Here is a 16361-nt window from a genome sequence, read left to right as displayed (position 1 = left end):
AAAGGGCAGGGGGGCAGGCAGGGCCGGGCGGGGCAGAGTGCTCCGGCCCGGCAGAGGGCCGGGTAAGCCAATTCGCTTGGGATCAGGCGGCCTGCAGGACTTTCAGGTCGCGCCGTTTGAGCGAATGGCGGGCAAGGCCGCCGTAGACACCGCGAACCTGCTCCCGGCCCTGTTCGCCTGTCAGTCCGTGCACCGCCGCCAGTTCGGGGAACAGGCCGAACAGCTCCCGTTTGTCCGCAGCGCACAACCCGCGCATCGCCTCGGGACCGGGCCAGAAGGTTTCCGTTGCGATGCCCTCGGCAAAGATCACCTCGTGCCGCTCGGTCATCAGGTGCACGTAGGTGACCGGGCTGTTTGCAACTGGCTGCAGGGTGCAGTTCGGGTCGATCTCCGCCAGCAGTTTCGCGGACAGGAAGCTTTCGCCGAACGGGGTTTCCCGGTCAAACGCCTTAGGGCCCGTCAGCAGGCGGTGCTGCGGCGACAGCAGCATCGGCCGCTCAGGGCGCAGCAGGCCGCCCGGGCGGACGCAATAGGGCCGCAGGTGAGGGCGCAGCGCGAGTTCCGCCGGGCTGAGGGTGCGCTTGCCGGTCCAGATGACCGGCTGGAACCCGTTGTCCGCGGTCTGCAGCATGTCGCCCACACGGATTTGCCCGGCAGGGACCGCACCGCGCCGGGTGGCCAGCAGGACATTGGGTGTGAAGCAGGGGATGCCTGCGGAATAAAGCTGCGGCGCGGTCGAGAGCTGCTCCGGCGCAACTCCCTGCAGAACCAGTTTCTCGCCTGTGGGGAATGTCAGCAGCGCATTGCCGAACCCGTCGTCGGTGACGGAGACATCCCAAGCTCGGATTGCGCCGCCGGGGCCGGTGCCGCCGGTCAGCCCGGACACATCAAGCTGGTCGTTGTAGAAGCCGTCGCTGTCGTCATCGCCAACACTGAAATCGCTGACGGTGTCGGTGCCGCCGCCGCCGGTCAGTATCAGCTGGTCATAGCCTTCGCCGCCTGTGATCAGGTCGTCGCCGGCGCCCATGGTGATGGTGTCGTCGCCCTTGCCGGCGTCGATCGTCACCCCGGCGCTGTCCGCCGAGGCATCCACGATGTCGCCCTGATCCGTCAGGTTCAGCAGCTCGATCTCGGAGAAGGTGATCGTGTCGCTGCCGTCGGTGATCGTGCCGGCCTCATCCCCGGTGTAGGTGACGGTCACGCCGGTGGTGACATCGGACAAGTTGAGGGTATCGTAGTCGTTCCCCGCCTCGCCGCCTTCCAGCGTGTCATTGCCGAACCCGTCCGACATCTTGAAGGTGTCGGCGTCGGCTTCGCCATACATCAGGTCATCGCCTGCGCCACCAACCAGCAAGTCGTTGTCATTGCCGCCGTACATGGTGTCGTTGCCGTCGCCGCCTTCCAGCGTGTCATTGCCGTCGGTCGCAATGATGCTGTCATTGCCCACGCCGCCGACCAGGCTGTCGTCGCCGGCAGAGTTTCTGAGGGTATCGTCGCCCTCGCCGCCGATCAGCGTGTCATTGCCAAGGCCCGTTGTCAGGCTGTCATTGCCGGCGCCGCCTTCGATGTAGTCGTCGCCGTCGCCGCCGGAGAGCGTGTCGCCGCCGTCCCCGCCAATTAGCGTGTCGGCTCCGGCGCCGCCGTCCAGCACGTCGTCCCCGTCGCCGCCCTCCATGCTGTCATTGCCAGCCTCGCCGTACAGCACATCGTTGCCCCCCTGGCCGTAGACGACATCGTTGCCATCCCCCGCCAGAACGGTGTCGTTGCCCTGTTCGATAGGCGTGACAACGGCGTCTTCGATCACATCGCCGGACAGCGTGAAACCGGCCAGGCCGTCGCGCGTCTGCAGCGTGAACTCGATCGAGGACCGGTCTTCGAAGGCGGCGGAGAACCAGGCGTCCTGATCGGTGTAGTCATTCATTTCCGACCCGGTAGCCGTGACCATGCTGCCGTCAATTGCCGTGCCAAGCGAGGTGTTCTCCGCCACCCCGAAGCTGGTAAAGCTGTTGCCGTCGATAATGACAGCCTCGGCATCGCCATAGGTGCTGTTGTCATCCACGTCGTTGAAGGTGGCGGTGGAGTTCAGGTAGACCGGCTCTCCGGTGGCAGGATCGAAAAACTCCAGGCGGAAAGTGGCCCGGTCGCCAGGTGAATCGCCATTCAGCAGGATTTCTGCGCCAGCGTCGTACCCGAATTGCACTGACATGTAATCGTTGGACTTTTCGACCAGGACCAGTCTGCCCCAGACACTTGTGCCGTCCTCCAGAACAGCGATATCGCTGAAGATGGCGTAATCGCCCGCCGACCCGGTGTAGCCGTCGTGCGATACCGTTTGAATGTTGTTGATGTCCAGCACCAGCGGCGAGGCATCCGCACCCTGCTCGAATCCGTCGCCCATGTCCCCATAGACAACGTCATCGCCCTCGCCGGCATCAATGATGTCGCTGCCCTCTTCACCGGCGACGGTGTCCTGGCCTGCACCGGCGTCGATGGTGTCGTCCCCGGTGGTGCCATCCATCAAGTCGTCGTCTGCTGTGCCTGTCTTGCTGGCGATAAGGTCTTTTACCCAATCCAGGATTGCCATGAGCTGTATTTGACCTTCTATCTGGCGCGGCCTCAGCACGCGTTAGTAATAATTTTTGCGGTTTCACCGCCAATGGGAGAGTCGTGATGCCGGCAACCGTTACACGAGTGCCGATAAGGAAACGTAAATTCAGCGCAGGTTCCGGGCGTTTGGGCAGGCGCCCGAATCCTGTGGCGGCCTTGCCTGAACCGTGCCGGCGGCCTGCCTGCTGCACAGCAGTCCGCAAGCGGGAGAGTCTTGCAGAAATGACCGCCGCCGCATCTTGAAAGCCGCGCGGTGAACGCTCACCTCCATGCCAGACGTTTCTGCGCCGAGCCGCAAAGGGAAGGCAGCAGGGGCGCTGCCTGCGCTCCCTTGGCAGTCCCAATGGCGCATCTCCGGAAAGGTTTCGCGTGGTTGATATTTGGCTGCCGCTCTTGGGCGGGCTTGTTCTGCTGATCCTGGGCGGCGAATTTCTGGTGCGCGGCGCCGTGCGCGTGGCAGAGCGCTTTGGCATCTCACCCCTGGTGATCGGGCTGACGCTGGTCGGTTTCGGCACCTCGACGCCAGAGCTGGTGACCTCGGTCCGGGCAGCGCTGGCCGGGGCGCCGGGGATTGCCTATGGCAACATCACAGGCTCCAACGTCGCCAATATCCTGCTGATCGCCGGCACCTCCGCCCTGATCGCCCCGATGGCGGTGCAATCGGCTGCACTGCGGCGCGACGGCGGTGTCATGCTGGCGGCGACGCTGGTTTTTACTGTACTTGCCGCAACGGTGCCGGTGACACGGGCCGCGGGGGCAGCTTTTCTCCTGGCGCTGGCAGCCTACATCTGGCTGGCCATCCGGCAGGAGCGGACAACCGCCGCAGACCACGGCGCGCTCTATGACAAGTCCGCCGCGCTGGAAGGCGTAGATCCGGCGATTGCGCCCGCAAGCAGGACCAGGCTGCCAATGTGGCGGCCGCTGGCAACCGCCCTGGCCGGGCTTTCCCTGGTGATCGGCGGCGGCGGCCTGCTGGTGGATGGCGCGGTGGAACTGGCGCGCTCGATGGCGGTCTCCGAGACTGTGATCGGCCTGACAATCGTTGCCGTGGGCACCTCCGCGCCCGAACTGGCCACCTCTGTCGCTGCGGCGCTGCGGCGTCAGGGCGAAATGGCGTTCGGCAACATCGTCGGCTCCAACATCTACAACCTCATGGGCATCGGCGGTGCAACGGCCCTGATCGCGCCCTCAGAGGTGCCGGGGCGGATAGCGGGATTTGACAACCCGTTGATGGTGCTGGTGACCTTGGGCTTCATGGCGCTGGCCTGGACCGGCCTGCGGGTGTCGCGGCGCGAGGGCGCGGTGCTGCTGGCAGGCTATGCGGCCTATCTCTGGTGGCTTTGGCCGGCGGCCTGAGCCGCCGCCGAATCTGCCAGGGTCGTGGGTTTGGGTCCCGGTGGCGGCGGGGGGATGCCCAGCCCCTGCCGGTCATACAGGCTGCTCCAGATGGCAACGCAGCTCCAGCTCACCACATAGAGAACGCCCGCCGCGATCACCACGCCGCCCGGCAGCGGCCCGATCTCCGCCCGCTCCAGCGCCTGATCGAAGGACTCGATAGGGCGGGGGTGCACCGCGATCTTGCCGGCATAGGCCAGCGACTGGATCAGCAGCACCCACAAGTAGTTGCGCTTGATCCTCCGCCCGATCGATTGCAGCAGGTTGATGTGGTATTCCGGCCGGTTGTAATCCTGCGCCAGCACCTTCTGCCAGTTTTCCTCCAGATGCAGATCGCCGTCATACAGCATTGGCGCGTAGAAATGCTTCTCCAGCCAGCGGGCGCGGGCGCGGAAGACGTTGTAGAACCGGTAGCGCCGCGCCTCCAGCATCAGGAAGAAGATGATCAGGATGCCGACCAGGATCAGCGGCAGCGGCGAGGCCTCGGGCGAGGAATAGGAAATCGACAGCGCAACGCCCAGCGTCACCACCGCCCAGTTGGTGGTGATGTCCAGCCGGGTGCGCCACATCACGCTGCGGTAGACCTCACCGCGGTACAAATGCGCCAAAGCGCCGATCTCGGCCGCCGACAGCGGAGCGCGGTTCCCGGCGTCTGCCTGTCCGTTTTCTCCCTTGGCCATGGGATGAGAGTAGTTTTTTGCGGGAGACGGGCAAATTTTTGCGGCTGTTTGATCCGTGTCAAACTGCGCCGCGGCGAACCGGGCTAAACAGGCAGGCGAAAGACATTGCTGCCTGGCAGACATCCCCGCCAAAGCAGCATGACATCCCGCTAGGCCGACGTGCAGGCCGAACGGGTTATGCGCCGGTTTTCCGATCTGTTCGCGCGTTTCCTGGAAAACCGGCGCTTTTTCTTTCTCTCTTCAGGATCAAACCTTCAGATTTTTTGCGGATGGATGCAGCGCGTCTTGACCGGGCGGCGGCTCAGCCAGGCTGCCAGCCGCCTCAGCAGCCCCATGCGGCGCGACGGTGCGTCGTAGGCTCGGGGCAGCGGTTTGGCAGCGGGCAGATCGCGCAGCTTCACACAGTCCTGCCGCGTCGCGATCAGCATCGAGCGGGCGTATATACTGGTCAGCATTGGTCAGTCTCCTATCCTGCTGTCTGTCCCCGATGCTTGCGCAAAGCGGCGATTCCTGCGAGTTAAGAAAAATCGCATTCTGTAAGTTGAGATTACATATGGATTGGTTGCACATGCCGCCCCTGGCGTCTTTGCGGGCCTTCTCTGCCTTTGCGGAGGCTGGAAATGTGGTGCAGGCCGGGGCGGCGCTGAATGTCAGTCACGCTGCCATCAGCCAGCAGCTGCGGGCGCTGGAGTCGCATCTGGGCGTCGCGCTGCTCGACCGCAGCGGCCGGGCGCTGGCGCTGACTGCTGAGGGCGCGCATCTGGCGCGGGCACTGCAGCTGGGATTTGGCGCAATCCAAGCGGCTGTGCAGGAAATCGCGCAGCCCGGCACCGCTCGGCCGCTGCATGTCACCTGCACACCGATGTTCGCCGCGCACTGGCTGATGCCGCGGCTGCCGGGGTTTCAGGCGGACAATCCCGGGGTTGACCTGGTGCTCGACCCCACGGGCAGCCTGGTCGAACTGAAACCCGGCGGCATCGACATCGCCCTGCGCTACGGCAATGGCAAATGGCCGGGGCTGGAAACGGAAATGCTGCTGGCCTCGCCGATGGTGGTTGTCGCCGCGCCGGGGCTTTTGGGCGGGCGGCAGGTGAGCGCGCCTGAGGATTTGCTGGACCTGCCCTGGCTGGAGGAGCTGGGCACGTCTGAGGCCAGCCTCTGGCTGCGGTCGCGCGGTGTCAGCGAAGGCCTGCGCGGCCCGCGCACCCGGCTGCCGGGCAACCTTCTGATGCAGGCGGTGAAGGCCGGGCAGGGGGTCGCGGTCAGCGTCCGCGCCTTTGTCGAGGAGGATCTGTCAGAGGGCCGGCTGCTGGCGCTGTTCACCGAAGGCCAGGGGCGCGGCTACCACATCGCCACCCGCCCTGGCGTGCTGCGCCCGGAGGCGCGCAAGTTCATCGCCTGGCTCAGGCGGCAGCGGCAGCCGTTCTGAAACCGCTGTTTCCCGACGGAAACCGGCTGCGCATTGCTGCAATCTCTGCGCTGCGGCAACTTGCCTCTGGCGGGGCGGCGCGCGCAGGCATAGGTGGCGTTTTGCCTTCACAAGACGCTGTACCGGGCGCGAAAACATGATTGTCCGATACGCTTTTTGATCCACGTCAAAGTTCTGGCACTTTGCATCTGTGACAAGGGCGCCAGACAGCCACAAGACGGAGAGAGTCCGTGAGCGATTCCAACCCAGCCCCGAGCCTGTATGCCGCCAGGGAACCGATTTTCCCCCGGCGCGTCTCCGGACCCTTCCGGAACCTGAAATGGTACATCATGGCGGTGACGCTGGGGATCTACTACCTGACTCCCTGGATCCGCTGGGACCGCGGCCCCTCGCTGCCGGATCAGGCGGTGCTGCTGGATCTGGCGAACAGGCGGTTCTATTTCTTCTGGATCGAGATCTGGCCGCACGAATTCTACTTTGTCGCTGGCCTGCTGATCATGGCGGGGCTGGGGCTGTTCCTGTTCACCTCCGCTTTGGGCCGGGTCTGGTGCGGCTATGCCTGCCCGCAGACCGTCTGGACCGATTTGTTTATCCTGGTGGAGCGATGGATCGAGGGCGACCGAAACGCCCGCCTGCGCCTGCACCGGCAAAAGAAAATGGATTTCCGCAAGGCCCGTCTGCGCGTGACCAAATGGGTGGCCTGGTTCCTGATCGGGCTGGCCACCGGCGGCGCCTGGGTGTTCTATTTCGCCGATGCGCCGACACTGGCTTATGATCTGGTGACGCTGAATGCGCATCCGGTTGCCTACACCACCATGCTGGTGCTGACCGCGACAACCTTCCTGTTCGGCGGCTTTGCACGCGAACAGATCTGCATCTACGCCTGCCCCTGGCCGCGCATCCAGGCGGCAATGATGGATGAGGACACGCTGACCGTCGGCTACCGCGAATGGCGGGGCGAACCGCGCGGCAAGGGCAACGTCCGCCGCCGCAGCAAGGCCGAGGCGGAAGCGGCTGAACAGGCCGCGCAGGCGGCAGGCCCCGGCCAGGCGGCTTATGCCGGCACGCCGTATCCGGGCCTTTCCCCGGACGCGGACCCTACTGCCGCAACCGGCTCTGCCGAAGCCGCAGGGCCCGGCGACTGCATCGACTGCATGGCCTGCGTCAACGTCTGTCCGATGGGGATCGACATCCGCGACGGCCAGCAGATGGAATGCATCACCTGCGCGCTGTGCATCGACGCCTGCGACGACGTGATGGCCAAGATCGGCAAGCCGCGCGGCCTGATCGACTATATGGCGCTGTCGGATGAGGCGGAGGAGCGCGAGGGCAAGCCGCCCAAGAATATCTGGAAGCACATCCTGCGCCCGCGCACCATCATGTACACCACCTTGTGGTCGCTGGTCGGCCTGGGGCTGCTGTTTGCCCTGTTCATCCGCTCCGACATCGAGCTGACCGTGGCGCCGGAACGCAACCCGACCTATGTGACGCTGTCCGACGGCTCGATCCGCAACACCTATGACGTGCGCCTGCGCAACAAGCATGGCGAGGAGCGCCCGTTCCAGCTGACGATCAAGGGCGATCCGGCAATGCAGATCGCCTTGGAGGGCACCGAAGGCACAACCGTAGCGGTGCCCGCCGACACCGCGCTTTTGCAGCGCGTCTATATCGTGGCGCCCAAGGACGCTGCCCCGTCCAACACGGCCTCGACTCCGGTGCGCATTTGGGTGGAAGATCTGGACAGCGGTGAACGCGCCCACAAGGACACCAGCTTCAACGGCAAGGGGAACTGAACCATGGCCAAGCGCGAACGGGAATTTACCGGCAAGCACGCATTGATGCTTTTCGGCGGCGCCTTTGCGGTGATTATCGGGGTGAATATCGCCCTGGCCGTCAGCGCGGTGAAAACCTTTCCGGGGCTGGAGGTGAAGAACTCCTATGTCGCCAGCCAGGAATTCGACACGCGCCGGACTGCGCAGGAGGCGCTGGGTTGGTCGGTCTATGCCTCCTCGCAGGGCGACCAGGTCAGGCTGGAGATCACCGACGCCGATGGCAACCCGGTGGAGGTGGCCAAGCTGACCGCCACCCTGGGCCGGGCGACCCATGTGCGGGACGACCAGAAACCGCAGTTCGCCTTTGACGGCCAGGCCTATGTGGCGCCGGCCGATCTGGGTCCGGGCAACTGGAACATTCGCATGGTGGCGCGGGCCAAGAACGGCACCGAGTTCACCCAGCGCGTGATTCTGCACGTGAGAGGCTGACCGCAATGACCGCCCAGCTCCGCCCCTCGCTTGCGGCCTGCCCGGCCTGTGTTGCCGCCCCGCATGACAGTGCAGAGCAGGCCCCTGCAGAGGCGCGGCTGGCGCTGTCGCTGCCTGGCATCCATTGCCAGGCCTGCATCTCGGCGGTGGAGCGGGAGCTGAACGCCCATCCCGGCATCCATTCGGCGCGGGTCAACCTGACCCTGAAGCGGGCGCTGATCGAGGCGGACCCGGAGGTGCGCGCCGCCGACCTGATCCCGGTTCTGGAACGCATTGGTTACGAGGCGCATGAGCTGGATCTGGCGGCGCTGGCCGCCACCCAGAACGACAAGGCGGGCCGCGATCTGCTGATGCGGCTGGCGGTGGCGGGCTTTGCTTCGATGAATGTGATGCTCTTGTCGGTGTCGGTCTGGTCCGGCGCCTCGGACTCGACGCGGGACATGTTCCACTGGATCTCAGCCGCGATCACCTTCCCGGCGATCATCTTCTCCGCCCAGCCGTTCTTTGCCAATGCCTGGACCGCCCTGCGGGTCAAGCGGCTCAACATGGATGTGCCGATCGTGCTGGCGCTGGTGCTGGCGCTGGTGACCTCGCTGTGGGAGACCTTTCTGTCCGGCGAGCATGCCTATTTCGACGCCGCGCTGACGCTAACCTTCTTCCTGCTGGCGGGCCGCTACCTGGATTACCGCACCCGCGCGGTGGCACGGTCAGCGGCAGAAGAGCTGGCGGCATTGGAAGTGCCCCGTGCCATCCGGCTGCTGGACGGCGGCGAATACGAGGTGCCGGTGGCGGATCTGGCGATCGGCGACCTGATCCTGGTACGCCCCGGCGGGCGGATGCCGGTGGATGGCGAAATTGTTGCAGGCCAGTCGGAACTCGACCGTTCGCTGCTGACCGGGGAAACGCTGCCGGTGTTTGCCGCCCCGGGCCAGGCAGTCTCAGCCGGTGAAGTGAACCTGACCGGCCCGCTGACCATCCGGGCCACGGCGGTGGGCGAGGATACCTCGCTGCACCGCATGACCGACCTCGTCGCCATCGCGGAATCGGGCCGCTCCCGCTACACCTCGCTCGCAGACAGCGCGGCCAAGCTTTATGCGCCGGGGGTGCATATCCTGTCGGCCCTCGCCTTTGCAGGCTGGTATCTTTACACCTTCGACATCCGTACAGCGCTGAATATCGCCGCCGCGGTGCTGATCATCACCTGCCCCTGCGCGCTGGGCCTTGCCGTGCCTGCTGTCACCACCGCCGCCTCAGGCCGGTTGTTCAAGAAAGGCATGCTGATCAAACACGCCACCGCACTGGAGCGGCTGGCGGAGGTGGACACGGTGGTGTTCGACAAGACCGGCACGCTGACCGCCGGCACGCCGGAAGTCACCAACCTGGGCGGCCACGCCCGCGCGGATCTGGAGATTGCTCTGGCGCTGGCCGAAGGCTCCTCGCATCCCCTGTCGGTCGCGCTGGCCCGCGCGGCGCGCGAGTCCGGGATTAAGCCTGCCGCAGTGCAGGAGATCACCGAGGTTCCGGGCTATGGCGCCGAGGGCGTCTACCGCGGCGCGCGCGTCCGGCTGGGCCGCGCGGGCTGGGTCGGCGCCGGCCAAGGCAGCCAGACGGCGGCCTGGCTCGACAGCGGGGCAGGGGTGGCCAATGCCTTCCTGTTCACCGATGCGCTGCGCCCCGGCGCGGCAGAGGCTGTGCAGGCGCTGAAAGACGCGGGCAAGGACGTTCTGCTGATCTCTGGCGACGCCACCGGCGCGGTCGAGGATCTGGCCGGGCGGCTTGGCATCGCCAAATGGGTGGCCGAGGCGCTGCCGGCAGACAAGTCTGCCCGGGTGCAAATGCTGACGGAACAGGGTAAGAAAGTCCTGATGGTGGGCGACGGCCTCAACGACACCGCGGCGCTGGCGGGAGCGCATGTGTCCATCTCTCCGGCCTCAGCGCTGGATGCAGCGCGGGTGGCGTCCGACATCGTGCTCTTGGGCCAGGACCTCAGCCCGATTGCGGAGGCCTGCGGCGTGGCGCAGAAAGCGACCCGCCGCATCCGCGAGAACTTCCGCATTGCCACGCTTTACAACGTGATAGCCGTGCCGCTGGCGATTGCCGGGCTGGCCACGCCCTTGATTGCGGCGCTGGCGATGTCTACCTCTTCCATTACCGTCTCCCTCAACGCGCTGCGGCTGCGCTGAGGGGCCGCCTGCAATCACGGAACCGATCCCATGAGCGTCCTTACCTACCTGATCCCGATTTCGCTGATCCTAGGCGCGGTGGGTCTGGCGGCCTTCATCTACACGGTGCGCAGCAACCAGTATGACGACCCCGAAGGCGACGCCCGCCGCATTCTGAGCGACGAGTGGGACGACAAGCCCAAGCCCTGAGCGGTTCGCAGCATTCCAAGCCCTCCCGCCCCCGCAGGTGCCCTGGCTGAGGCCAGAGCCCCTTGGCGGCGTTGGGCGTGGCACCGCGCCCTGCGCGGTGCCACGCCCAACGGGAGGAGGGTTTTTCATCAGAAAAGCCAGACGACCGGCGGGAGCGGCGGGGTGAGACCGGGCGCCGGTCACGAAAAAAGGCGCCGCGGTGGCGCCTCTTTGCTGCTGATCGGAAGCTGCGCCGGTCAGGACGGGCCGATCGGGTTGCAGGTCACGTTGCGGGCGTTCAGGCGGCGGCAGGCCAGTTCCGCCTGCTCCTGGCTCATGCCGAGGAAGTTCGCCTCAAACCCGCGCCGGGTGTTGGCCACCTTGCGCAGGGTGCCGTCCAGTGTCTCCAGTTCTGACAGCGCGGTGCGCAGCAGCACTTTCTCAGCCTGGTAGCGGCTGCTGTAGAGGCCGACATTGATGCCCCAGTAGCGCCCCCCGGAGGTGGACAGGCGGGTAACCACAACCGGTTCCAGCTCCGGCGAGGCCTCAGCCAGCGCCAGGCTGGCCGGGCGGGCGGCGGGCCGAAGGCCGGTAAAGGGCACCTGCTGCACAGCCGCAATGACCGTGGCGGCCGCTGCTGTGTCCAGCGGCGCCGGCTCGGCCTCGGCTTCGGCCAGCGCAACGGCAATGCTGTCGCGCACGGCATCCCGCTGCAGAGCCCCCTCTGCACTGACAGTCTGCACATTCTCGATCTGCTCTGCGGCCGTCTCTTCCAGCGCGGCCGCTGCCACAGCCACTGCCACTGCGTCTGTTTCCGTCCCTGCCTCTGCTGCCGCTGCCGCAGCGTCCACGGGCGGCGTCTGCAGCGCTTCTTCAAGCGCGGCCACCAGCACCGGCGACTCGCTCGCGCCCGGGCGCAGTTTCGGGCGCAGGCTGGTTTCCACCTGGCCGCTCACCCGAATGGTCTTGCCCGCAACCGCGTGCGCCGGCTCGTCATCGGCCTCGGCCACCACAATATTGCCTGCCCCCTGATAGGCAGGCCGCTGCGGTTTGCGCAGTGCGGCCCGGGAGGGGGCGCGGCGGAAGCCGAGATCCAGCAGCTCCGCAACCTTGGCATTGCGCGAGGTGGAGGACTTGCCGCCGAACACGGTCGCGATGATCCGCTCGTCGCCGCGCTTGGCCGAGGCAACAAGGTTGAAACCCGCCGCCCGGGTATAGCCGGTCTTGATCCCGTCCGCGCCGCGGTAGGCGGCCAGCAGGCGGCGGTTGGTGTTGGGCACTTCGCGGATGCCGGCATCGGTCGAGCGGCGCGAGAACAGGTTGTAGTACTCCGGGTAATCATACAGCAGATGCCGTCCCAGCGTGGTCATGTCGCTGGCGGTTGACAGGTGCCCGCTGGCAGTCAGCCCATGGGCGTTCTTGAAGGTGGTGCGGGTCATCCCCAGCGCCTTGGCAGTGCGGTTCATCCGGCGGGTAAAGGCCGCCTCGGACCCCGACAGCGTCTCGCCGATGGCGGTGGCCGCGTCATTGGCGGATTTCACCGCCGCGGCACGGATCAGATAGCGGAAGGCAATCCGCTGACCGGGTTTGAGCCCCAGTTTCGAGGGCGGTTCGGCAGCCGCGTTGCGGGAGATCTTGACCTTGGTGTCCAGCGTGATCTCGCCGTTCCGCACAGCTTCGAACGCGATGTAGAGCGTCATCATCTTGGTCAGCGAGGCCGGGTGCAGCCGTGTATCGGCATTGCTTGAGTGCAGCACCTCGCCGGTCCTGGCATCAATGACCATCGCCGCATAGGGCGCAGCCTGCGCCCGTTGCGGTGCCAGCCACAGTCCCAGAACTGCTAGAAGAATACCTGCCGCTGCCCAGAGGAACCGGGTGCGGAAATACCGGCCAGACGCCGGATTGACCTGCGTGATCACTGCCATGTTTGCCTCGTGCCGCCGGTTGTCCGGCTGACGTTTCTGCCTGTTGGAGAAAGCGTAACACAGGGTTTACGAGGAATAAACAGCGGCGAAACGCGCGTGTCCGGCGCAACCGTTAAGTAGCGCCGGCATCTAGTGGGTCTTATGTGCTGGGCCGCTAGATGCAGGATGTGCTAACAAAGAGTTACCAAAAAAACTTTCAATTGAGCAATCTAAAGCGGCACGGGGCAGACCTTGAGACGGGCTGCAAGGGCTGCAACGCCCTCAGCCGGGATGAAAATGGGTCACATAGAAGGGCGTGGCATAGCTGAGGCCGAGCGAAAATTCGCAAGGCTGGCGCAGCTGCGCCTTGATGCGGGATTCGAGATCGGCCAGCAGCGCCCTGGAAAACGCCTCATCCCGGTGCGGCTTGCTCAGCAGCGCCACGCTGACGGCGATATGGCTGTGGCGGAACTGATCCGCCGGATAGGCGCGTCCCTTGCAGGCGCCTGCACCGGCGTCATGCTCCAGAATCACCGCCTCGATCGCGGCGAGGATGGCGGCGGCGTCGATCTCAAGATCGCTGGAGTATTTCAGCTCGGCGTGGGGCATGTCCCGGTGTCTCCTTCGCGGTTTGCCAATGGGATTGTGGCCGCGCAGCGGCCCGTCCAGCACCCCCGGGCAAAGCGGTCAGCCCAAACGCTCCACCAGATCCGCGAGCCCGCCGAGATCTGCAATCTCCGTATAGCGCGGGCTGTGCTCCGGCGCTTCGGCGTGCTCGACCTCCCAGACCAGCCCGTGCGGCACGTAGGTGCCCCAGCCGCCTGCCTCGATCACCGGCACCACGTCCGAGCGCATCGAGTTGCCGACCATCATCGCCCGCGCGGCGCCGTCGCCGTGGCGGGCAAAGATGTCCAGATAGACCTCAGGCGTCTTTTCCGAGACCACCTCAACCCCGTCGAACAGCTCGCCCAGGCCGGATTGCGCCAGCTTGCGCTCCTGATCCAGCAGGTCGCCCTTGGTGATCAGCACAACCTTATAACGGCCCGCCACGGCCTCCACCGCCTCGCGCGCACAGGGCAGCAGTTCGATAGGGTAGGAGAGCATCATTTGGCCTGCGGTGATCAGCTCCTTGATCACGGCGCCCGGCACCCGCTCCTCGGTCACGTCGAGCGCGGTTTCGATCATCGACAGGGTGAATCCCTTCACCCCGTAGCCATAGCGCCCCAAGTTGCGCTTCTCGGCGTCCAGCAGCCGCCGCTCCAGCTGCTCAAGGCCGATGTCGTCAGGGGTGTGATCCATCAGCAATTCGGCGAATCTGTCCTGCGTCACGCGGAAGAACCGTTCATTGTGCCAAAGGGTATCGTCGGCATCAAAGCCGATTGTTGTCAAATTACGTGTCAATCTGCGGGTCTCAGTCTCTTTTCCTGAACAGCTAAGAGGCTATATAAGCGGCACAGGAAATTCCATGCATCACTGGAACAAATTGCTTATGCCGCTGCAGCCCATCATGATGACGGATCATTCAGACGACGACACAGAGGCTGGCGTCCTGACCAAGACGCGCCCCAAGACCAAGCGTCCGCCGCGCTACAAGGTGCTGCTGCTGAATGACGACTACACCCCGATGGAATTCGTGGTGATGGTGCTGGAGCGGTTCTTTGGCATGACCCACGCGCAGGCGTTTGAGATCATGCTGACGGTGCACAAGAAAGGCGTGGCGGTGGTCGGCGTGTTCAGCCATGAGGTGGCTGAGACCAAGGTGGGCCAAGTGATGGATTTCGCCCGCCGCCACCAGCACCCGCTGCAGTGCACCATGGAAAAAGAAGACTGAAGAGGCCTTTATATGTCTGTCCGCCTGTCCCTGGCCGCCCAATCGGGCGGCTTTGCTGTGCCGTCCGAGGGCCGCATCGCCGTGTTCCACCCGCGCGCCGAACACGACCTGTCGGCGCTGCCCAAGGCGCAGCTGCTGATCATCCAGCCGTTCCGCCCCGACCACGATCATTTCGCCGCGCAGGGGTACGACTGTGCGCCGGCACCAGAGGCGGGGGCAGAATATTCAGTCGCCGTCGTCTTTCTGCCGCGGGCCAAGGCGCTGGCGCGGATGCTGGTGGCGCAGGCTGCCGCTGCCACCCGGGGGCAGGTGCTGATCGACGGCGCCAAGACCGAAGGCATCGATTCGGTCCTGAAGGACCTGCGCAAGCGCTGCGCGCCCTCGGCGCCGGTGTCCAAAGCGCATGGCAAGGTGTTCTGGATCGAGGGCGGCACCGATCTGTCCGACTGGCTGCCCGCAGGCCCGCAGCAGGTTGAGGGTTTCATCACCGCGCCGGGCGTGTTTTCCGCGGATGGCATTGACCCGGCGTCCCGCCTGCTGGCGGCAACGCTGCCCGTGAAACTGGGCCGCTGCGTGGCCGACCTGGGCGGCGGCTGGGGCTATCTGTCGGCGCAGGTGCTGAAGCATGACGGCGTTGAGGAGTTGCATCTGGTTGAGGCGGACCATGCCGCACTGGCCTGCGCCCGCCTGAATGCAGCGGACCCGCGGACGCGGTTTCACTGGGCCGATGCCCGCAGCTGGAAGGCGCCGGGCCCGGTGAACACCGTGGTGATGAACCCGCCTTTCCATACCGGCCGCGCGGCGGAGCCGTCGCTGGGGCAGGCCTTCATCGCCGCCGCGGCGGCGATGCTGGCGCCCAGCGGCAGCCTATGGATGGTGGCCAACCGGCACCTGCCGTATGAGACCGTTTTGGCGGAGCGTTTTGCCCAGGTGCGCGAAGAAGGCGGCGACAACCGCTTCAAGATCCTGCACGCGGCCAAACCGCGGCGCGGGCGCAAGTAACCGCGTTCCGGGCGCAATGCCGGTTTCCAATCCGGCAGTCCCGGTCTAACGTGCCTGCCAAACGGCCTAGGGAGTGATCTCGCATGTCCTTTTCCATCTCCGGCAAGACTGCCATAGTGACCGGCGCCGCCAGCGGCATCGGCCTGGCGATCGGCAAGCAGTTCGCCGATGCCGGCGCCAATGTCATGTTCGTCGACACGCAGGAGGCGCAGCTGGTTGCCGAACTGGGCGAGCAGGCCGACGAAAGCAACATCCGCTATTTCGCCGGCGATCTGCGGGAGCGCCTGACCATCGCCAACCTGCTGTCGGCCACCATCGACGCCTTTGACGACATCGACATTCTGGTCAACGGCGCCCGGCAGGTGGTGGCGACCGATGCGCTTGATGCGCAGGATGAAACCCTGGACCAGCTCTTGAACCAAAGCCTGCTGCCGTCGGTGCGCCTGTCCCAGCAGGTGGCCAAGCGGATGATCAAACAGGGTGAAGATCGCGGGGGTGAGGGCCTCCTGGGCAGCATCATCAACCTCTCGTCGATTGCGGCCCGCCGCACCCACCCGGACCTGATGGCCTATTCAGTGGCCTCCGCGGCGCTGGACCAGGTGACGCGCTCGCTGGCGGTGTCGCTGGCGCCGTACCGCATCCGGGTGAACTCCATCGCTTTCGGATCGGTGATGAGCGCCTCGATGCAGGCGACGCTCAAGGAAAACCGCAGTTTCCGCCAGGATATCGAGGCGCACACGCCTCTGGGCCGGGTCGCTTCGCCGACCGAGCTGACCGAAACCGCGCAGTACCTGGCGTCGGATGCCTCCGGGTTCATGACCGGCCAGGTGGTGACACTGGACGGCGGCCGCACCCTCCTGGACCCGGTGTCCGCGCCGATGCACTGATTGGAAAGACTTGG

General features: G+C 65.6%; 15 protein-coding genes. 9 read left to right on the top strand and 6 right to left on the bottom strand.

Annotated features, from left to right (window positions below):
* Positions 1-82: 82 nt before the first annotated feature.
* The gene (locus DAEP_RS0110910; protein WP_027244674.1) at positions 83-2584 is read right to left on the bottom strand and encodes a Hint domain-containing protein; all 2502 of its coding nucleotides are present in this window, start codon (positions 2582-2584) and stop codon (positions 83-85) included.
* 392 nt (positions 2585-2976) lie between these two features.
* Here DAEP_RS0110910 and DAEP_RS0110905 point away from each other — a divergent pair, with 392 nt between their 5' ends.
* Complete coding sequence (locus DAEP_RS0110905) at positions 2977-3963, top strand: calcium/sodium antiporter (RefSeq protein WP_027244673.1); 987 nt, start codon at positions 2977-2979, stop codon at positions 3961-3963.
* On the opposite strand, the gene DAEP_RS0110900 is transcribed toward DAEP_RS0110905, so the two are convergent.
* Both DAEP_RS0110900 and DAEP_RS0110895 read right to left on the bottom strand, forming a co-directional pair.
* Positions 3933-4682 (bottom strand): DUF2270 domain-containing protein, encoded by a 750-nt coding sequence (locus DAEP_RS0110900; RefSeq protein WP_027244672.1) that lies wholly within the window; start codon positions 4680-4682, stop codon positions 3933-3935. The two genes, DAEP_RS0110905 and DAEP_RS0110900, sit on opposite strands and share 31 nt — an antisense overlap.
* A gap of 254 nt (positions 4683-4936) precedes the next feature.
* Positions 4937-5137, bottom strand: coding sequence for a hypothetical protein (locus DAEP_RS0110895; protein ID WP_027244671.1), 201 nt, complete (start codon positions 5135-5137; stop codon positions 4937-4939).
* Positions 5138-5235: 98 nt separating this feature from the next.
* On the opposite strand from DAEP_RS0110895, the gene DAEP_RS0110890 reads away from it, so the two are divergent.
* The 5 genes from DAEP_RS0110890 (at position 5236) to ccoS (ending at position 10744) form a co-directional block, all read left to right on the top strand.
* Positions 5236-6111, top strand: a complete 876-nt coding sequence (locus tag DAEP_RS0110890; protein ID WP_027244670.1) for a LysR family transcriptional regulator — start codon at positions 5236-5238, stop codon at positions 6109-6111.
* Between the two features lie 230 nt (positions 6112-6341).
* A complete protein-coding gene (gene ccoG / locus DAEP_RS0110885; RefSeq protein ID WP_245595081.1) occupies positions 6342-7904 on the top strand; it encodes a cytochrome c oxidase accessory protein CcoG in 1563 nt (520 codons plus the stop codon).
* Positions 7905-7907: 3 nt separating this feature from the next.
* Positions 7908-8372, top strand: coding sequence for a FixH family protein (locus DAEP_RS0110880; RefSeq protein WP_027244668.1), 465 nt, complete (start codon positions 7908-7910; stop codon positions 8370-8372).
* A gap of 5 nt (positions 8373-8377) precedes the next feature.
* Positions 8378-10555 carry a heavy metal translocating P-type ATPase gene (locus DAEP_RS0110875; RefSeq protein WP_027244667.1) on the top strand — a complete coding sequence of 726 codons (2178 nt, stop codon included), beginning with the start codon at positions 8378-8380 and terminating at the stop codon, positions 10553-10555.
* A gap of 30 nt (positions 10556-10585) precedes the next feature.
* Positions 10586-10744: a cbb3-type cytochrome oxidase assembly protein CcoS gene (gene ccoS / locus DAEP_RS0110870; protein WP_027235212.1), complete on the top strand. Its 159-nt coding sequence runs from the start codon at positions 10586-10588 to the stop codon at positions 10742-10744.
* 236 nt (positions 10745-10980) lie between these two features.
* Here ccoS and DAEP_RS0110865 read toward each other — a convergent pair whose 3' ends face one another.
* The 3 genes from DAEP_RS0110865 to DAEP_RS0110855 form a co-directional block, all read right to left on the bottom strand.
* The gene (locus DAEP_RS0110865; protein ID WP_027244666.1) at positions 10981-12648 is read right to left on the bottom strand and encodes a D-alanyl-D-alanine carboxypeptidase family protein; all 1668 of its coding nucleotides are present in this window, start codon (positions 12646-12648) and stop codon (positions 10981-10983) included.
* 261 nt (positions 12649-12909) lie between these two features.
* A complete protein-coding gene (locus DAEP_RS0110860; protein ID WP_027244665.1) occupies positions 12910-13236 on the bottom strand; it encodes a hypothetical protein in 327 nt (108 codons plus the stop codon).
* Between the two features lie 78 nt (positions 13237-13314).
* Positions 13315-14028 carry an HAD family hydrolase gene (locus DAEP_RS0110855; protein WP_027244664.1) on the bottom strand — a complete coding sequence of 238 codons (714 nt, stop codon included), beginning with the start codon at positions 14026-14028 and terminating at the stop codon, positions 13315-13317.
* 106 nt (positions 14029-14134) lie between these two features.
* On the opposite strand from DAEP_RS0110855, the gene clpS reads away from it, so the two are divergent.
* From clpS to DAEP_RS0110840, 3 genes are all read left to right on the top strand, one after another.
* Positions 14135-14458 carry an ATP-dependent Clp protease adapter ClpS gene (gene clpS, locus DAEP_RS0110850; RefSeq protein ID WP_036761102.1) on the top strand — a complete coding sequence of 108 codons (324 nt, stop codon included), beginning with the start codon at positions 14135-14137 and terminating at the stop codon, positions 14456-14458.
* A gap of 12 nt (positions 14459-14470) precedes the next feature.
* Complete coding sequence (locus tag DAEP_RS0110845) at positions 14471-15460, top strand: class I SAM-dependent methyltransferase (protein ID WP_027244662.1); 990 nt, start codon at positions 14471-14473, stop codon at positions 15458-15460.
* Between the two features lie 83 nt (positions 15461-15543).
* Positions 15544-16347, top strand: a complete 804-nt coding sequence (locus tag DAEP_RS0110840; RefSeq protein WP_008555949.1) for an SDR family NAD(P)-dependent oxidoreductase — start codon at positions 15544-15546, stop codon at positions 16345-16347.
* Positions 16348-16361 lie beyond the last annotated feature (14 nt).

Origin of the sequence: Leisingera daeponensis DSM 23529, assembly GCF_000473145.1 — a bacterium.
Taxonomy (GTDB): domain Bacteria; phylum Pseudomonadota; class Alphaproteobacteria; order Rhodobacterales; family Rhodobacteraceae; genus Leisingera; species Leisingera daeponensis.
This window is presented reverse-complemented; position numbering and strand designations above follow the sequence as displayed.